This is a genomic window from Rhizobium sp. NPDC090275 (genome assembly GCF_044772225.1).
In the GTDB taxonomy this organism is placed as follows: domain Bacteria; phylum Pseudomonadota; class Alphaproteobacteria; order Rhizobiales; family Rhizobiaceae; genus Rhizobium.
The window spans coordinates 116,975-134,225 of the sequence record NZ_JBIVYL010000010.1 but is presented as its reverse complement, the minus strand read 5'-3'; the positions used below and the strand labels follow the sequence as shown (position 1 = coordinate 134,225).

The following is a 17,251-nucleotide window of genomic DNA, read 5'->3' as shown; positions in this document are numbered from 1 at the left end:
GTCTCAGGCAGCCTCTTCTCCCCATGCCGAAGACAAAATCCGAAGCCAGTTTTCGCTGGCCATTTTCTTCAAATCCTCGCCACCATATCCAGCACGCTGAAGCGCATCAATCAGCTTCTGGTTGCCCGAGGCGTCGCCGATTTCATCCGGTATGGTTGCGCCGTCGAAGTCCGATCCGAGCGCAACGCAATCGATGCCGATACGCTCGACGAGGTAGTCGATATGGCGAACCATGTCGCTGAGCGGCGTATCACCGTCCGAGCGGGCGTCGTCGCGCAGCATGGCGGTTGCATAGTTGAGGCCGACGAGGCCGCGGCTTTCCTTGATCGCGTCAAGCTGCCTGTCCGTCAGGTTGCGGGCGACCGGTGTAAGCGCATGGACGTTCGAGTGGCTGGCAACGAGCGGCTGGTCCGTCGTCTTCGCGACATCCCAGAAGCCCTTTTCTGTAATGTGGGCGAGATCGATCATGATGCCCAGGCGGTTGCACTCGCGAACCAGTTCGAAGCCGGCGTCGGTCAGGCCGAGGCCGGTATCCGGCGACATCGGGAAGGCAAACGGAACGCCGTGGCCGAAGATGTTGTGCCGGCTCCAGACGGGACCCAGCGAGCGAAGGCCCGCGGCGTAGAAGACTTCCAGCGCGGCCAGATCCGACCCGATCGCCTCACAGCCTTCCATGTGCATGACAGCGGCGAAAACACCGTCGTCGATGGATTTGCGGATATCCTTGACCGTGCGGCACAGACGCCAGGCGCCGGCGCGATCGAGGCGCAGGGCGATCGCGGCCATTTCATTGGCGATCCGCAGCGATGGCAATGGATCGAGAGGCGCTGCGAGCGGGGTGACGTAGTGGCCGTCCTTGTCGGGATCGGCGAAGACCAGATCGCCCGAGGGAATGTAGATGGCGCAAAGGCCACCGGCCAGGCCGCCTGCCTTGGCGCGCGGCGCGTCGATGTGGCCGGTGTCCGTTCCGTTCGCAAACTCGGCGACGGGGTCGCCGCCCTCCCGCTCATGCGTCCAAAGGCGGAGGAGAACGTCGTTGTGGCCGTCGAATACGAATTGCATGTCAGTTCCTGTAAGCCCTGCTCCCCTGAGGCAGGGTGGGCGATGCGAAGCGCGCAGAATAGAAAAGCTGGCGGAATACGCCACCCCTTTTTTGAGATTATTTTGGAGCGACAACCCATGGTTAGGTGCAGCATTGCCGTCGCGAGAGGACACTGCAAAAACGCGGAGAATGCTGCACCGGCCGATGAAAATCAGATGCCGCCTGACTATATCCTATCGCGGAAACGGTGGCCGGTCGTCGGCCCCGGTGGAGAGCGCAATGTCTATTTCAATCTATCGCCTGACAGTGCCTGTATTTCAGCGCGGCCTGACAACCTTGACCAACTATCTCGACAAGGCGGAGGCCTTCGCCAGCGAGAAGGGCATCGATCCCGTGGAGCTGGTCGCGACGCGGCTGGCGCCGGACATGCTGCCGTTTTCTGGTCAGTACCAGCGGGCCACCGATAGCGCCAAGCTTGCGATTGCACGGCTAACGGGTACGGACGCGCCGAAATTCGAGGACAACGAGACGACGATCGCCGAGCTCAGGGCGCGTGTTGCGAAAACGGAAGCCTATCTCGCGACCGTTTCGCCGGATACGCTCGATGGTGCTGAAACCCGCGAGGTGGTCATTTCTCCGGGTGGCCACAGAACGGTTTTCCGCGGCGACGACTACGTCTTGAGCTTCGCGCTGCCGAACTTCTATTTCCACATCTCGATGGCGCACGCGATCCTGCGCAACAAGGGCGCTCAGGTCGGCAAGCTCGATTATCTCGGACGCTTTTCTTGACGATCAATCAGGGCCGGTGTCGAACCGGCCCTTTCTCCGTCAGCTCGGTGTAGGCCAGGGTCTGGTCGAGGTGGCGGGCGCGCAGCGACAGCAGTTTTTCCGCGTAGGCGAGCCGTGTCGAAGCGTGCGCCGGATCGGCCGCGATATTTCGCAGCTCCATCGGGTCGTTCCTGAGATCGAAGAGCAACGGCGCCAGGCCGGCGAAATGCACATATTTGAAGTTCTCGTCCCTGACGACGGCGAGATTGCATTCGTTCGATCGCAGGCCGAAGTGCCGCTCGGCATGTTGGTGGGCGATGTCGCGGAAATCGAACTCCCAGAAGGCCGCATCCCGCCAGTTCGCGACGCCCTTCCCTTCGGTAAAGGGTAGCAGCGACTGCCCGTCCAGTCCGTTTTCCGGCTCGACGTCCAGGCGCTCGCAAAGCGTCGGAAAGATATCGGCGGCGCTGGTGAAGTGCTCGACCGTTCCGCTGCGATTGGTCGATCGCGGATCGCGAATGACCAAAGGGATGTGATAGCTCCCGTCAAAGAAGCCGCCCTTGCCGAAGGTCCAGTGATCGCCGGCCATCTCCGCATGATCCGACGTGAAGACGATCACCGTGTTTTCCCAGGCGCCGACATCCTTGAGCGCGGCCCAGATACGGCCCAGCTGCGCGTCCACCTCGGCAATCATGCCATAGTAGATGGCGCGAATGGCCGCGATGTCCTCGGCGTTCCAGTCATCGACCGGGCCGGTCGCGCCGTGGATGAAGCTGCCCTTGTCGCTCCGCGGCATCGCGTAGGTGAGATAGGGGTGGGACGCCTGCTCGCTTTTTAGATCGGCCGCGCGGGAAAAGGCGGGCCCGTCCCCAGGCGAAAACATGTCGTTGTAAGGCGCCGGTGCGGAAAATGGCGGATGCGGGCGCAGGAAGGATATGTGCGCGAACCACGGACTATCCTGTTCGCCCAGCCAGCGAATGAACTCACCGGTTAGGAAGGCCGTCTGCGTCTCGTCTTTCGAATAGGCAGTCGGCGCGTTGGAGATTTCGCCGGGGTGGGCCCCCAAGGGGATATGAATATCGCGGCTCGTCGCCTCCGCATGCCCGCGCGATCGCAGCCAGGATAGCCATTGTCTCTCATGTTCCGGGAGCAGTTGCCGCGCGGTGAAGCCGGGCAGCAGTCCTTCATACGTCGTCAGGTGCGGGTCGTTGGCATCGACGCCGCGAGGGTCGGGTGCCGTATCCGTGTAGCCGAACAAGGTCGGCTCATAGCCGGCGCGCCGGGCTGCCAGCGCCAGATTGTCGAACCTGCCATCGAGCGGCGAGCCGTTTCGGCAAACCCGATGGTTCATCTGGTAGAGGCCGGTATAGAGCGTGGCGCGCGCCGGCGAACACGGCGCGGCACCAGCAAAATGACGGGCAAACAGCGTGCCTTCGGCCGCCAGCGCATCGACATTCGGTGTCCTGATGCAGGCGTGATTGCGTGCCGAGAGGCAATCACCGCGCCACTGGTCCGCGGTGATCAGCAGAATGTTCGGTTTGCCCGTCATTGATGCGGCCATTCAGTGATGGTTGGATTTCGAATGCCAGTTCCAGGCCGAGCGAATGATCTGGGATAGATCATGCTGCGGCACCCAGCCGAGCACTTCGCGCGCCTTGTCGTTGTTGGCGACCAGCGTATGCGAATCGCCTTCGCGGCGGCCGACATATTCGACGGGGAACGGCTTGGCGGAGACGTCTTCGATCGCGCCGAGCAGTTCCTTGACCGTCGTGCCGGTGCCGGTGCCGAGATTGAGCGCAACCGATTCACCACCGCGCAGCAGATGCTCGACGGCGCGGACATGCGCATCGGCAAGATCGAGCACGTGGATGTAGTCTCGCACGCAGGTGCCGTCGCGGGTCTCGTAATCGCTGCCGAACACCTTGAAGCCGTCGCGCCGTCCGAGTGCTGCGTCAATCGCGAGCGGGATCGCGTGGGTTTCCGGCTGATGCCATTCGCCGATACGGCCTTCGAAATCGGCGCCGGCGGCGTTGAAGTAACGCAGCACGACCGAGCGGAAGCCGGTGTACCTGTCGTAATCGGCAAGCGCCTGCTCGACGATGTATTTCGTCTGGCCGTAGGGATTGATCGGCACCTGGCGGTGGGTTTCATCCAGCGGCACGCTCTGCGGCAGGCCATAGGTCGCGCAGGTGGAGGAGAAAACGAAAGCCTTGATGCCGGCCGCCTGGGCCGCCGCCAGCAAGGTCAGCGTGCCGATTACGTTGTTTTCGTAGAAGGCGACCGGGTCCTTGACGGATTCGCCGACCTCGATCAGGGCCGCGAAGTGCAGGATGGCTGCGGGCTTGTGCTTGGCCAGAACCTCGTCGAGGCGCGCGCGATCCCTGATATCGCCCTCTTCGGCCGGGCCCCATTTGACGAACTCGCGGTGCCCGTTGGAGAAGTTGTCGTAAACGACGGGCTTGAAACCCTTGTTGGCGAGATCGAGACATGTGTGGGAGCCGATATAGCCTGCACCACCAACGACCAGAACTGTTTCACCTGCCATGCACCACCTTCTGTGATTTGGAATCGGACAGCACCAGAGTTAGGCCAACGACATGGCGATAAAAAGAACGAAGTGGGCTGCACGCCGCTTTCGCCGCATCTTATGGCCAACGCGATTAGCGAATTTCGTTAGCCGAGATCCAAGACCGGTCGAATGAGGATTATTCGCCTGCGATGCATGATCAACGCATGCCTGACCGACAATATCACTGGAATTACTGGTAGCGACAGAAAATACTGCTACCTATGATACTGCCTTATTTTAGCTTTCATGCATGGTCTATGTTTTGTGTCTTGTTATGTCTGTTTCACTAGACTTCAAAGATATCTGGAAAAACATCGCGCATGGATTCAGCTATTCGCAAGTTTATCTTTCATGATCTTCAAACGATCGAGGGTTACATCGATCCTCCGGATGCGCTGGTGTTTCTGGCGATCCTCCAGCATCAGGCTCTGGCCGGTTTTGAAGGGGCGATTGCGGAGATTGGCGTCTATTACGGCCGATCTTATTTCCTCTTTCGGCGCATATGCGGTGACGAGCAGCGAATCGTCGCCATCGATCTTTTCGATCTCGACAGTACAACGAAGGGCAGCGCGCAATATCTGCAGTTTGTCGAGAACGGCCGACGGCTCGGCCTTCCTGTCCTGGAAGATTTGGTGATCAAGGGTGACAGCACGCTTCTAAAGCCTGCCGATATCTTCGCGAAAGTGGGGCCGGTCCGCTTCTTCAGCATCGATGGCGGGCACATGCTGCATCACGTGATGTCCGACACGCATCTGGCGGCGGATACGCTGGCCGATCATGGCATCATCGCCTTCGACGACACGTTCAACCCGACATGGCCCGAGGTGACGGTTGGCGTCGCCGATTTCCTGCGCGAGCAGCAGGGCGAGTTCGCGGTCTTCTGCATCACCAAATACAAGACCTATGTGTGCCGCCGGGCATTTCACGCCGAGTATTCGAGAGCGATCGCCGCCTCTCCCGATCTCGCGGCGTTCGAACATGTCGAAACCGAGTTTCTTGGCTCCAAGGCGGCGCGGCTTGAAAACCCTATGCGCCGGCGTCTCGTGCACCAGCTTTTGGTGCGCAGCGGCATGAGCGTGTTTTCGGAGCGAGCCTATCGATAGCCGGCTTTGCGGCAGTGGGCGATAGAAAGAAAAATGCCTCGCCGAAGCGAGGCTAGTCCAAGGTCGCTTCGGGGAAAACAGAAGCGACGCGGCTGTTTTATTGCTGCGCTAACTTTCCGCAAGCGCAGTTTCGCGAATTTCGGTACGCCCGGCGAAATGGTCGCGGGGGAGTGTCAGGACCGGCTGCTGCCGCTCTTCAAACCCGTGACAAGCCGGCGGCCGCGACGGAAAGCGGTGAATGCGGCGCCGACTGCGATCAGCCATAGCGCGGCAAGCAAGATTTCATTGGTGCCACCCCAGAGCGGCTGAAACACCGATAGAATAGCGGCGCCCGTTATCGTTGCCATGCGATGCTGCTTGGCCATGGGGCCGGAGAAATCGCTCGGCTGGCCAGTGGCGCGGCCGAGCTCGCGGACATAGGCAGTGAGCACCGCAAACGCCGCCGCCGCCCAGCCCAGCCCCGGCGCCCCGATGCCCGTCCCTGCGCCAACAAGGATCAGGATGTCGGCAACCCGGTCCGGGAACTCGTTCCAGAACGGCCCATCGGCCGCCCCCTTCCCGCCTTCGACCGCGACCATTCCATCGAAGAGATTGCAGAGCAGCCGCAGCTGGCAAAAGAGCGCGGCGGCGACAAAAAAGGGAGCCTGTGCCCAGCCCGCCTGCCGTCCCGACAAAAAGAAGGCGCCGCCGGCGAGTGCGGCTGCGATCATGCTTGCCTGCGAGATCTGGTTGGGCGTGACGGATTTCGACGCCAGCCATTGCGCCGTCGAGCGCGCCCAGTGTGTGTCGCGGCTCGCCAGCGGCCTGCGGTCACCTGTTTCGGTCATGCCCGCTCTCCCTTCCGGTACAGTGAATAGTTGTAGATCGCCGCATAGCTGGTCGAGACCGCCAGCGGCAGCGCGATCGTTTTCAGAATTTCGGGCGTGCCGCTCAACGCGTGGATGGTTGCCAGAATGGCGCTGGATGCTAGGCAGGCGATCAGCGGCGGCGCCCAGAGGGCCTGCGTTCCATTCATCCGGCGTGACAGCTGCTCGACCGCGGTCTTGAGAAACAGCGTCAGGCAGGCGGACAATGCGCCCTGGACGAGGCCGGCAAGCAGAAAGCGGCCGGGCTGGTAATCCCGGTTTGCAAACATCGCCCATCCGCCCATGGCGCAGAAGGCGAACGCAACATGGGTGATGCTGTTGCCCGCGATGCGCCGCAGTCGGGTCGTCATGTGGCCGACCACCAGTAGCGGACGAGATGGAAGAAGATCGGTGCGGAAAAGACGACGGAATCAAGTCGGTCGATCAGGCCGCCATGGCCTTCGATCAGGTTGCCCCAATCCTTGACGCCGCGGTCTCGCTTGATCGCCGACATCACCAATCCGCCGAAGAAGCCCATCATGGTGATGACGAAAGCCAGCAGCCCGGCCTGGAAGGGCGTGAACGGCGTGATCCACCAGAGACCGGCGCCGATCAACGTGGCGCTGGCAACGCCGCCGACAAAGCCCTCGACGGTCTTGGAGGGTGAGAGCTTGGGGGCGATCTTGGTGCGGCCGAAGAGCTTGCCCCAGACATATTGGAGCACATCGCTCAGCTGCACGATGATGACGAGAAAGGCGATGAGCAGCACATTGCGGCCCTCATAGCCCGGAATGTCGAGCGTCAGCAGCGCCGGCACGTGAGAGGCGCAGAACACACAGATCATCAGCGCCCATTGCACCTCCGCGATCCGGTCGAGAAAGCGCTCGGTATCGCCACGCAGCACCGAGATGATCGGCATCAGCAGGAAGGCATAGACGGGAATGAAGATCGCGAAGATGCCGTATTGCTTGGTCCAGAGCAGGAAATACTGCAGCGGCAGCACGACGAAGAAGGCGGTCGCCAGCGCCCAGTGATCGGCACGCTTGGTGTGCGTCAGCGTGATGAACTCGCGGAGCGCCGCAAACGAGCAGAAGCCGAAGAGGATGAGTATGCCGACCCGGCCGATCATGAAGGCGATGCCGATCAGGATCGCCATCACCCACCAGGCCTTGATGCGCGCGTTGAGGTTCTCGATTGAGGCATTTGCGCCATCGGGCGAGAGGCGGCGCTGCAGCACATAGCCGACAGCGGATGCGACGACGAGCACCGCGAGGATGCCGAGCACGAGCGTGAGGAGGTCGGAATTGGCCGTGTTCATTCGCTACCGCCTGGCTGTTTTGGAGAGAGATCGAGAAGGGCTGTCCGCGCCCGATCAAGAAAGGCCTGCTTGTCTTCGCCTGCAAGCATCTGCATCGGCTCTCCGAAGGTCACGGTGCAGATCAGCGGGATCGGTACGATCTCGCCCTTCGGCATGACGCGGTTGAGATTGTTGATCCAGACGGGAACGAGGCGGATATCCGGACGCGCTGAAGCGAGATGGAAAAGCCCGCTCTTGAACGGCAGCAGCGATGCGTCCGTCAGATTGCGGGTTCCCTCGGGAAAGAGAATGAGCGACGAGCCGGCATCCAGCGCATTAGCCATCACCTCGATCGGATCGCTTGTCCGCTTGTCGCGCTCGCGCTCGATCAGCACGGCGTCGAACACATCGCTGCCGATGAAGCGCGTGATCGCTGATTTCAGCCAGTATTCGGCGCCCGCCACCGGGCGCGTGGACCGGCGCATGCGGGGCGGCAGAATGGCCCAGACCAGAATGAAGTCGCCATGGCTCGAATGATTGGCGAAATAGATGCACGTGTCCGTTGTCGGGCCGTCGCTTGTCCAAATGGCGCGCACGGCTGTTATGGCGCGCGCAAACAGAACGATGGCCGTCGCCACCGGCCTCGCGATCATCTTCCGTACCAAATCGATCCCCCATCCACCTGACACATATAAGATGTGTAGCCGTGTTTAAGGCGGATCAAAAGCCCCCGGTTTCGCGCAACCGCTAGCAAGTCGCGACCATCCCGGCACAACGCGCCAGATGGTGGAGGAAAGCGTTAACCATGCTTCGGTAGGAATGGTGTCGAACACAACGGAACGAATCGATGTCGGTAAACACAAGCAAGAGTTTGAAGGCCATGACCACAAGTGAAATCGTCCTTTTTCCTGTGGCCTCGCGCGCCGGCGACATCGATCGCAGCGCCGCCGAACTCGAGCGCCTGCATGGTGCCGATGCCGTTCAATACTGGAAGACCGAGTGCCGGCGCCTGGCGAGCGAACTCGAATCGCTCGGCCTGCCAGAGGCGGAAGTTCGCCATCAGGTGATGGTTTTCCAGGCCGAGGTGCAGCAGGCCCTCGTGCAGCGCTCGCAGTCGCGGGCGATCTCGCAAAGCCGCAGCGGACGCGCGCTGAAGCGTTAAGCGGGCGGGGCATGGGCCTCTCCGAGGGCATGGCGGCATGGAACCGAAGCTGCTAGACGCAAGGCCAATCCGCCACGCGAAAAGGAATACGCGATGATCCAGCCCACGGCTTCGTTCAAGGACAATCTGCAACTGCTGCCGTCAGTCGAAGGCCTTGCTCGCATAGACCTGACCGACCCGGCCGGCGCCATTGTCGCAACGATCGAAAACCAGCCGGGCAAACAGGGATCGCTCGCAGTCTATCAATATCTGCAGCAATCTTTCGGCATGCTCGACAAGCAAGCCGCAACCTACGCCCTCGATCTCTTCGCCGAGCACACCGCCGACGCCAAAACCCGCCCCGGCGCCCATCCCAACATCGACCGCTTGCTTGATATCATCGGCGGCGCTGCGCCGCTGGGCATCGAGCTTGTTGCTCGGTGACAAGCGCCGCACAGCGTAGGCTGGAAGTTTGACGAGGGTCTCGACGAGCTGATGAAGCACGCGGGGTCGATGACGTCGACTTTGGATCGCCAGCTTCCTGTGATTTGATTCTGGAAATATTGACCTCGAACAGAGGGCATTGCGAACAACGGACAACCCGTTCGGCGCGAGGGTGTCACCTATGTCTTAGGTACGGATTGTTACCTTTGTGTCCGGGTCGGACAAAAGAGAATATGGCGGAGAGGGTGGGATTCGAACCCACGATACGGTTGCCCGTATGCCGCATTTCGAGTGCGGTGCTTTCGACCACTCAGCCACCTCTCCGCTTCGTTGGTCGGCGCTTGTTCGGCGCGGGCTGTCTCATAGCGAGAGTTTGGCGGGCTGGCAAGTCGTAATCTCAAGCCATTTCATCCTTTTGTCATCCTTTTACCTTGACAGTTTTTTTATGCTCGCGTATCTGCGCAACCCAATAGGTGTGGATAAGTCCGCGCCTTGTCCGCCCCGCGCCCGCGTGGGGCATCACCGGCAGCCAGAGTTCCTGGGCAAAAGCCCTGAAATCCCTGCTTAACATCGACTGATAAAAAGACGGCCACCTGTTTGATGCGGGTCGAGCCGGAACGAACATGAAAGGATAAAAAATGTTCGCAGTCATCAAGACCGGCGGTAAGCAGTACCGTGTGGCAGCAAACGACGTGCTGACCATCGAGAAGCTTGAAGTCACCGCTGGCGAATCGATCGAATTCACCGAAGTCCTCGTAATCGGCGAAGGCGCCGATGCCGCGATCGGTGCTCCCTTCGTCAAGGGCGCGTCCGTCAAGGCCGAAGTCGTCGAGCACAACCGCGGCAAGAAGGTCATCGCCTTCAAGAAGCGCCGTCGTCAGAACTCGAAGCGCTCGCGCGGCCATCGCCAGCACCACACTGTTGTCCGTATCACGGACATCGTGGCTGCTAAGTAAGATCACGGGACTTAAGGTTTAAAGGAGAACTCCAATGGCACACAAAAAAGCTGGCGGTTCGTCGCGCAACGGTCGCGATTCTGAATCCAAGCGCCTTGGCGTGAAGAAGTTCGGCGGCGAAGCCGTCATCGCAGGCAACATTATCGTGCGTCAGCGCGGTACGCAGTGGCACCCGGGTTCCAACGTCGGCCTCGGCAAGGATCACACGATCTTTGCTCTCACCGCCGGCAATGTGAACTACCGTACGAAGGCCAACGGCCGCGTATACGTATCCGTGATGCCGAAAGCGGAAGCAGCGGAATAAGCCGGTAGCGCTTTATAGCAGCCGGTGTCTCATCGACCCGGCTGAGCGTATCAGGTTCAGTCAAGAAAAAAGGGGAGATGGGGCACCACCCATCTCCCCTTTTTCTTTACCCTCAAGGAGGACTGAACCATGCAAGGCGAATTATTACGGAGAGACCAAAGGTCTCCCGAAGAGCGGCTGCGGCCGGAGCGGTTAAGGACCGATTGCCCTGTCTTACTGTCGGAAAGGCTCGTCATGCGCGCGCCCCACGAAGAAGACATCGACGCCCTTGCCCATCTCGCCAACAACGCCAAAGTCGCCACAATGGTGTCGCGCATGCCGCACCCGTATACGGCCAATGATGCCGCCGACTTCGTGCGACGCACGAAAAATGGCGAGATTGGCAAGTGCGTCTATGCGATTACCAAAGCCGAAAATGGCGCCTTTATCGGTTGCTGCGGTGTCGAACCGCATCTTGACGGTCGCACCGTCGAGATCGGTTACTGGCTGGGCGAGCCTTACTGGAACCAGGGCTTCATGACCGAGGCCTGCCATGCGCTCGTGGACATGGTGTTCCGCACCCGTGAGGATGTCGACCAGATCGACGCCCGTTGCCGGGTGATGAACGTCGCTTCGCGGCGGGTCATCCAGAAGTGCGGTTTCCAGTTCCAGGGATCGGGGCTTGCCGCCTCGCTGGCGCTTGGAAGCAACGTGCCGGTCGAATGGTACAGGCTCGACCGCAAGACCTGGATGTCGCTGAGAAGCTGGGGGAGCGTATTATGAGCGCGCTCAGCCTCGAAAGGCCAAGACCGCAGGTTGCCACCGCCGGCTCGCAGCCCGACATCAAGACCGAGCGGCTTTTGCTGCGGGCGCACCGGCTGAGCGATGCCGATGCGATCGCGGAATCGCTATCCGATTTCGCGGTAACGCGGATGCTGGCACGAGTGCCCGCGCCCTATGACCGGCAGGATGCGCTCGACTGGCTGGTGCCGGTCACGGCGGGCCGGTTGCCGGACTGGCAGATGGCGATCACCAATGGCGACGACGCGCATATCGGCGTGGTGTCGATCGAGCTCCGGCACGGCCGCTGGCATCTCGGCTACTGGCTGAACCGCTACTACTGGCGGCGCGGCTATATGAGCGAGGCGGTTTACGCCACGCTCGAGCGTTTCTCGCGGCGCATGCCCGAGACCGTCGTGCATTCCGGTGTCTTCGCCGACAATCCGGCGTCGCTGAGGCTGCAGGAAAAGATTGGCTTCCGCATGACCGGTTGCAGCGAGGTCTTCAGCTTCGCCCGCAACACGATGGTCACGTATGTCGAAACCATGCTGAAGCCCGGCGCGTTGCAGCAGAGCAAGAGCGCCTGATGAAACATGGAGGCGCCCCACACTCGTCGGGGCGCCTTCTTCAATTGTCGATCTCGACCCAGACGGGGAAGTGATCGGACCCCATGGCCGAGGTGTCGATCCGTGCGGATCTTAGCCGGCTTTCGAGGCCAGAACTGACGAAGACGTAATCGAGATGCATGCGCTTGCCATGATTTGCAGGATCCATCCAGCTGTAGCTGTCGGGCTGATAGGCGCGGAGCGCTTCGAAGGCGTCAACAGGCGTGCCGATGCGCGCCGTACGTCCGTAATATCCGTCCTTTCGGCCCGCGAAAGCGCAGTATTCGGGCGATTCCGGCAGCATGTTGAAGTCGCCCATGACGAGGTAGTCTTCAGGCAGCGGCAGGTCCTCGATCTCGAACTCGCGGGCGCCTGTCAGCGATCCGCCTTCGTGGGTGAAGGTGTTGATGCGCTCATTGAGGTGAGCGAGTTGGCGGATGCGCTCGTCGCTGGAGACGTGATCGAGATGGACGGAATAGACGCGCACCGCGCCGCCGGGAAGGTCGATGACGGCCTCGGTGGCGCCGCGTTGCAGGTTGAGCTTGGTCAGCGTCCTGCTGCGTGGCAGAAGCAGCGTGCGAGTCGACAGGATCGGCCAGCGCGACAAGACCATGTTGCCGAACTGCATGCGCATGCCGCGCGGCGCCGGACGGCCGTCAATTTCGGCGACATGCAGGTCGCAGCCCGGTCCGTAGACCCAGAAATGGTCGGGAAACAGGGCACTGAGATCAGCCACCATGTCGGCATATCGGTTTCGCGCGAAGCCGCGGGTGACTTCCTGGAGCGCGATGATGTCGGCGCCGGCAAGGCTGTCGGCGATTCGTTTCAGATCGTACGTGCCGTCGAGACCGAAGCCGTACTGTATGTTATAGCTCGCAAACCTAACGATAATCTTTGACCTCCGGCTGAACGGCCTATATCGATCAGGCCAAGACGGGCGTCCAATGACACCGAATGATGGAAGTAAAATGAAATTTCTCGACGAAGCAAAGGTCTATATCAAATCCGGTAGCGGCGGCGCGGGTGCCGTATCATTCCGGCGCGAGAAGTTCATCGAGTTCGGCGGGCCTGACGGCGGTGACGGCGGACGCGGTGGTGACGTGTGGGTGGAGACCGTCAACGGTCTTAACACGCTGATCGATTTCCGCTTCCAGCAGCACTTCAAGGCGACGATCGGCACGCACGGCATGGGCCGCAACCGTACCGGCGCCAATGGCGAGCACGTGACGCTGAAGGTGCCCGTCGGCACCCAGATCTTCGAGGAAGACCAGGAAACGCTGATCTGCGACCTGACGGAAGAGGGGCAGCGCTATTGCCTCGCCCGCGGTGGCAATGGCGGCTTCGGCAATGCGCACTTCAAGACCTCGGTCAACCAAGCGCCGGATTGGGCCAATCCTGGCCTTGAGGGCGAGGAAAAGACGATCTGGCTACGCCTGAAGCTGATCGCCGATGCCGGTCTGGTCGGTCTGCCGAATGCCGGCAAGTCGACGTTCCTCGCGGCGGTTACCCGCGCACGCCCGAAGATCGCCAATTATCCGTTCACGACGCTGCACCCCAATCTCGGTGTTGCGACGATCGATGAGCGCGAATTCATTCTCGCCGACATTCCCGGCCTGATCGAAGGCGCGCATGAGGGCGTCGGCATCGGCGACCGGTTCCTCGGCCATGTCGAGCGTACGCGCGTTCTCCTGCATCTCGTTTCCGCGCAGGAAGAGAATGTCGGCAAGGCCTACAAGACGGTCAAGCACGAGCTCAGGGCCTATAGCGACGAGATCGGCGACAAGCCGGAGATCGTGGCGCTGTCGCAGATTGATGTTCTCGACAAGGCGACGCTGACGAAGAAGACCAAGGAACTGGCCAAGGCCTGCGGCAGCACGCCCTACCAGATCTCGGCGGCAACAGGCATGGGCATGACCGAGGTGTTGCGTGCGCTGCGCGACATCATCGTCGAGGCCAATGCAGAGGCCAACATTGCCGAGAAGCCGGCCAAAGCTTTGAAGGTGCGTCATCGCGATGTGATCGCCGACGAGGACGAGGCCAATGACTAGGCAGAAGGCGCTTGGTAGCTACCGGCGCATCGTTATCAAGATCGGCTCCGCGCTGCTCGTCGATCGGAAAACCGGCTTGAAGAAGAGCTGGCTGGACGCGATGTGCGCCGATATCGCGAAGTTGAAAAACAAGGGCGTCGATGTGCTCGTGGTGTCTTCGGGCGCCATCGCGCTTGGACGCTCGGTTCTCGATCTGCCCTCGGGCGCGTTGAAGCTCGAGGAGAGCCAGGCGGCGGCCGCTGTTGGCCAGATCGCGCTTGCGCGCGATTGGTCCGAGAGCCTCTCGCGGGACAAGATTGTTGCAGGCCAGATCCTGCTGACGCTTGGCGATACGGAAGAGCGCCGGCGCTATCTCAATGCGCGCGCGACGATCAACCAGCTCCTGAAGATAGGCGCTGTTCCCATCATCAACGAGAACGACACGGTTGCTACCAGCGAAATCCGATATGGGGACAATGACCGTCTGGCAGCGCGCGTCGCGACGATGGCGGGCGCGGATCTTTTGATCCTATTGTCGGATATCGACGGCCTCTACACCGCTCCGCCGCATCTCGATCCAGATGCACAGTTCCTGGAGACGATCGCAGAGATAACGCCTGAGATCGAGGCGATGGCCGGCGGCGCTGCGTCCGAGCTGTCGCGTGGCGGCATGCGCACCAAGATCGATGCCGGCAAGATCGCGACGACTTCTGGCTGCGCGATGATCATCGCATCCGGCAAGACCGACAGCCCGCTGTCTGCGATCGAAAACGGCGCGCGGTCTTCCTGGTTTGCGCCTTCGGGTACGCCCGTGACTGCGCGCAAGACCTGGATTGCCGGTCAGCTGCAGCCGGCCGGTGAGCTTCATGTCGATGACGGCGCAGTGATGGCGCTCGGCGGTGGCAAGAGCCTGCTGCCCGCCGGTGTGCGCAAGGTTGTCGGCGTGTTCAGCCGTGGTGATACGGTGGCGATCATCGGGCCCAATGGCCGGGAAATCGCGCGCGGATTGGCGGGCTATGACGCCGAGGAAGCGCGCCAGATCACCGGCCGCAAGTCGAGCGAGATCGAGGCCATTCTCGGCTATGCCGGGCGTGCGGCGATGATCCATCGCGACGACATGGTCATGACCTCGCAAATCAATTCGAAATCGGAAAGGCAGAAGAAGGACGCCGCCCATGCTTGATACAGTCGTGCAAAGCCCTGACATTGACGCGCTGATGAATGACATCGGCCGCAAGGCCAAGGCAGCCGCGCGACCGTTGGGCTTCGCCTCGACCGACGCCAAGAACGCCGCCCTGAATGCCATGGCTGATGCGATCCTGGCGGACAAGGACCATATCCTCGCTGAGAACGCGCGGGATCTCGAGGATGCCGCGGGCTCGGACATGCTGCCCTCCTTCATCGACCGGCTGACGCTCACAGACAAGCGCGTCGCGGAGATGGCCGATGGCATCCGCGCGATCGCTGCCTTGAAAGATCCTGTCGGCGAGGTGGTCAGCGCCTGGGATCGGCCCAACGGCCTGAAGATCGAGCGCGTGCGCACGCCGCTTGGTGTGATCGGCGTGATCTTCGAAAGCCGACCGAATGTGACGGCGGATGCCGGGGCACTTTGCGTCAAGGCGGGCAATGCCGTCATCCTGCGCTGCGGTTCGGATTCGCGCCGTTCATCGCAGGCTATCTATGAATGCATGATACGCGGCCTGAAGGCGGCCGGGCTCCCAGAGCATGCTATCCAGCTCGTTCCGACCACGGATCGCGCGGCCGTCGGCGCCATGTTGCGCGGCTTGGATGGAGCGATCGACGTGATCATCCCGCGCGGCGGCAAAAGCCTTGTCGCGCGAGTGCAGAACGAGGCCAGGGTGCCCGTCTTCGCGCATCTGGAAGGGCTCTGCCATATCTATGTCGATGCATCCGCCGATCTCGACATGGCGAAGGAGATCGTCGTCAACGCGAAGATGCGCCGGACGGGCATTTGCGGTGCGGTCGAGACCATCCTGGTCGATAGTGCTGTCAGCGACACGCATCTCGTGCCGTTGCTCGGGGTTCTCTCGGATGCTGGTTGCGAAGTTCGCGGCTCCTCGAGCGTCGTGAAGGCGGCGCCGGGAACGAAGGCGGCGACCGAGGAAGACTGGTCGACGGAATATCTCGACGCGATCGTTTCGGTCGCTGTCGTCGATGGCATCGATGGTGCGATCAAGCATATCCAGACCTATTCGTCGAACCATACCGAAGCCGTGATCGCCGAAGACCCAGCTGTCGTGGAGCGCTTCTTCACCGAGGTCGATTCCGCCATTCTGCTCCACAACGCATCGACGCAGTTTGCCGACGGTGGTGAATTCGGCATGGGTGCGGAGATCGGCATCGCGACCGGCAAGATGCATGCGCGAGGCCCCGTTGGCGTCGAGCAGTTGACCTCGTTCAAATACCGCGTGCATGGCACCGGCCAAGTCCGGACCTGATGTGATCAACGACGAATTGGACCGACGCTATCTTCGCGTGCCGCATGCCGAGCGGGGCATGGTGGTCGGTCTGTTCGGCGGTTCCTTCAATCCGCCGCACCAGGGGCATGCCCTTGTGGCGGAGATCGCCATCAAGCGGCTTGGTCTCGATCAGCTGTGGTGGATGGTCACTCCCGGCAATCCCTTGAAGGATCCGAGCCAGCTTTTGCCTCTGGCGGAGCGGGTGCGGCTCAGCGAAAAGCTTGCCAAGCATCCGGCGATCAAGGTCACCGCATTCGAAAAGAAATTCGGTACGACCTTCACCGCAGAAACACTGGCGCGAATCAAGATCAGCAATCCCCATGTGCATTTCATCTGGATCATGGGCGCCGATAGTCTGAAGACGTTTCATCGCTGGCAGCGGTGGCAGGATATCGCGCGCATGTTCCCGATCGCGGTCATCGACCGGCCGGGCGCGACGCTGTCATTCCTGTCGTCGAAGATGGCCAAGACCTTCGATTTCGCACGTGTCGATGAGGACGATTCGAGGTCGCTCTGGAAGAAGCCGGCGCCGGCCTGGACATTCATCCATGGTCCGAGATCGCGACTGAGCTCGACGGCGATCCGCGCGCAAAACGGCGCCTAGCTCATTTCTCTCAAGAATACGCTGGAAAATGAAAAGCCCGACGGGGGAGGATCCGTCGGGCTTAAAACTCGACCGGCAACTGGGAGGAGGAGTGTTGCCGATCCGTTATCGAACAGCTTTGGGAGGAGGAGATCGCTGTTCGATGGGTAGGTTGTATGATGAGTATCACAGAAAGGAAAGAGGAATTGGTGCATCGCAGCAATGCATTTTCAGCATGTGTTTAAGTGTCGCACCCTCGCTGATGCTCAATTTCTTGGCAACGACCCGGAGATTCACTTGCCTCGTCCATCACTTAGCCGATCGTTAC

General features: G+C 61.1%; 20 protein-coding genes and 1 tRNA gene. 12 read left to right on the top strand and 9 right to left on the bottom strand.

The window, feature by feature from the left end; translation table 11 throughout:
• Window positions 1–3 precede the first annotated feature (3 nt).
• On the bottom strand, window positions 4–1,062 hold the full coding sequence (locus ACIQUB_RS23775; protein WP_113238212.1) for a dipeptidase: 1,059 nt from the start codon (window positions 1,060–1,062) through the stop codon (window positions 4–6).
• A gap of 259 nt (window positions 1,063–1,321) precedes the next feature.
• On the opposite strand from ACIQUB_RS23775, the gene ACIQUB_RS23770 reads away from it, so the two are divergent.
• Window positions 1,322–1,831, top strand: coding sequence for a DUF1993 domain-containing protein (locus ACIQUB_RS23770; RefSeq protein WP_113238211.1), 510 nt, complete (start codon window positions 1,322–1,324; stop codon window positions 1,829–1,831).
• 7 nt (window positions 1,832–1,838) lie between these two features.
• Here the strand turns inward: ACIQUB_RS23770 and ACIQUB_RS23765 are convergent, their stop codons facing one another.
• Both ACIQUB_RS23765 and galE read right to left on the bottom strand, forming a co-directional pair.
• Window positions 1,839–3,359, bottom strand: coding sequence for an alkaline phosphatase family protein (locus ACIQUB_RS23765; RefSeq protein ID WP_402932812.1), 1,521 nt, complete (start codon window positions 3,357–3,359; stop codon window positions 1,839–1,841).
• A gap of 12 nt (window positions 3,360–3,371) precedes the next feature.
• A complete protein-coding gene (galE, locus tag ACIQUB_RS23760; protein WP_113238209.1) occupies window positions 3,372–4,355 on the bottom strand; it encodes a UDP-glucose 4-epimerase GalE in 984 nt (327 codons plus the stop codon).
• 344 nt (window positions 4,356–4,699) lie between these two features.
• On the opposite strand from galE, the gene ACIQUB_RS23755 reads away from it, so the two are divergent.
• Window positions 4,700–5,482, top strand: a complete 783-nt coding sequence (locus ACIQUB_RS23755) for a class I SAM-dependent methyltransferase (protein ID WP_113238208.1) — start codon at window positions 4,700–4,702, stop codon at window positions 5,480–5,482.
• A gap of 173 nt (window positions 5,483–5,655) precedes the next feature.
• Here ACIQUB_RS23755 and ACIQUB_RS23750 read toward each other — a convergent pair whose 3' ends face one another.
• The 4 genes from ACIQUB_RS23750 to ACIQUB_RS23735 are packed head-to-tail and all read right to left on the bottom strand — an operon-like array spanning window position 5,656 to window position 8,277.
• The gene (locus ACIQUB_RS23750; RefSeq protein WP_113238207.1) at window positions 5,656–6,309 is read right to left on the bottom strand and encodes a CDP-alcohol phosphatidyltransferase family protein; all 654 of its coding nucleotides are present in this window, start codon (window positions 6,307–6,309) and stop codon (window positions 5,656–5,658) included.
• The gene (locus ACIQUB_RS23745) at window positions 6,306–6,698 is read right to left on the bottom strand and encodes a hypothetical protein (protein ID WP_113238269.1); all 393 of its coding nucleotides are present in this window, start codon (window positions 6,696–6,698) and stop codon (window positions 6,306–6,308) included. Before ACIQUB_RS23745 ends, ACIQUB_RS23750 begins: the two co-directional genes overlap by 4 nt.
• Window positions 6,695–7,645, bottom strand: a complete 951-nt coding sequence (locus ACIQUB_RS23740) for a phosphatidate cytidylyltransferase (RefSeq protein ID WP_113238206.1) — start codon at window positions 7,643–7,645, stop codon at window positions 6,695–6,697. Before ACIQUB_RS23740 ends, ACIQUB_RS23745 begins: the two co-directional genes overlap by 4 nt.
• Window positions 7,642–8,277, bottom strand: a complete 636-nt coding sequence (locus tag ACIQUB_RS23735; protein ID WP_113238205.1) for a lysophospholipid acyltransferase family protein — start codon at window positions 8,275–8,277, stop codon at window positions 7,642–7,644. Before ACIQUB_RS23735 ends, ACIQUB_RS23740 begins: the two co-directional genes overlap by 4 nt.
• Window positions 8,278–8,471: 194 nt before the next feature.
• Between ACIQUB_RS23735 and ACIQUB_RS23730 the strand changes: the two genes are divergently transcribed.
• Together ACIQUB_RS23730 and ACIQUB_RS23725 are read left to right on the top strand one after the other, a co-directional pair.
• Window positions 8,472–8,786, top strand: coding sequence for a DUF6074 family protein (locus ACIQUB_RS23730; protein ID WP_018901073.1), 315 nt, complete (start codon window positions 8,472–8,474; stop codon window positions 8,784–8,786).
• Between the two features lie 93 nt (window positions 8,787–8,879).
• Window positions 8,880–9,209, top strand: coding sequence for a DUF2322 family protein (locus ACIQUB_RS23725; protein WP_113238204.1), 330 nt, complete (start codon window positions 8,880–8,882; stop codon window positions 9,207–9,209).
• Between the two features lie 234 nt (window positions 9,210–9,443).
• On the opposite strand, the gene ACIQUB_RS23720 is transcribed toward ACIQUB_RS23725, so the two are convergent.
• Window positions 9,444–9,533 (bottom strand) — tRNA-Ser (locus tag ACIQUB_RS23720).
• A gap of 314 nt (window positions 9,534–9,847) precedes the next feature.
• Here ACIQUB_RS23720 and rplU point away from each other — a divergent pair.
• The 4 genes from rplU to ACIQUB_RS23700 all read left to right on the top strand — a co-directional run bounded on the left by rplU (window position 9,848) and on the right by ACIQUB_RS23700 (window position 11,815).
• Window positions 9,848–10,165 (top strand): 50S ribosomal protein L21, encoded by a 318-nt coding sequence (gene rplU / locus ACIQUB_RS23715; RefSeq protein WP_018901071.1) that lies wholly within the window; start codon window positions 9,848–9,850, stop codon window positions 10,163–10,165.
• 34 nt (window positions 10,166–10,199) lie between these two features.
• Window positions 10,200–10,469 (top strand): 50S ribosomal protein L27, encoded by a 270-nt coding sequence (gene rpmA, locus ACIQUB_RS23710; RefSeq protein WP_004127267.1) that lies wholly within the window; start codon window positions 10,200–10,202, stop codon window positions 10,467–10,469.
• 129 nt (window positions 10,470–10,598) lie between these two features.
• Window positions 10,599–11,231 carry a GNAT family N-acetyltransferase gene (locus ACIQUB_RS23705; protein WP_047509049.1) on the top strand — a complete coding sequence of 211 codons (633 nt, stop codon included), beginning with the start codon at window positions 10,599–10,601 and terminating at the stop codon, window positions 11,229–11,231.
• A complete protein-coding gene (locus tag ACIQUB_RS23700) occupies window positions 11,228–11,815 on the top strand; it encodes a GNAT family N-acetyltransferase (RefSeq protein ID WP_113238203.1) in 588 nt (195 codons plus the stop codon). The genes ACIQUB_RS23705 and ACIQUB_RS23700 overlap by 4 nt, the downstream gene beginning before the upstream one ends.
• 40 nt (window positions 11,816–11,855) lie before the next feature.
• On the opposite strand, the gene ACIQUB_RS23695 is transcribed toward ACIQUB_RS23700, so the two are convergent.
• A complete protein-coding gene (locus tag ACIQUB_RS23695) occupies window positions 11,856–12,722 on the bottom strand; it encodes an endonuclease/exonuclease/phosphatase family protein (RefSeq protein ID WP_113238202.1) in 867 nt (288 codons plus the stop codon).
• 79 nt (window positions 12,723–12,801) lie between these two features.
• Between ACIQUB_RS23695 and obgE the strand changes: the two genes are divergently transcribed.
• The 4 genes from obgE to ACIQUB_RS23675 are packed head-to-tail and all read left to right on the top strand — an operon-like array spanning window position 12,802 to window position 16,944.
• Window positions 12,802–13,881: a GTPase ObgE gene (gene obgE / locus ACIQUB_RS23690; protein WP_018901066.1), complete on the top strand. Its 1,080-nt coding sequence runs from the start codon at window positions 12,802–12,804 to the stop codon at window positions 13,879–13,881.
• Complete coding sequence (gene proB, locus ACIQUB_RS23685) at window positions 13,874–15,043, top strand: glutamate 5-kinase (protein WP_113238201.1); 1,170 nt, start codon at window positions 13,874–13,876, stop codon at window positions 15,041–15,043. The genes obgE and proB overlap by 8 nt, the downstream gene beginning before the upstream one ends.
• On the top strand, window positions 15,036–16,319 hold the full coding sequence (locus ACIQUB_RS23680) for a glutamate-5-semialdehyde dehydrogenase (protein ID WP_113238200.1): 1,284 nt from the start codon (window positions 15,036–15,038) through the stop codon (window positions 16,317–16,319). Before proB ends, ACIQUB_RS23680 begins: the two co-directional genes overlap by 8 nt.
• Window positions 16,294–16,944 (top strand): nicotinate-nucleotide adenylyltransferase, encoded by a 651-nt coding sequence (locus tag ACIQUB_RS23675; RefSeq protein WP_113238199.1) that lies wholly within the window; start codon window positions 16,294–16,296, stop codon window positions 16,942–16,944. Before ACIQUB_RS23680 ends, ACIQUB_RS23675 begins: the two co-directional genes overlap by 26 nt.
• The last annotated feature ends 307 nt before the right edge of the window (window positions 16,945–17,251 follow it).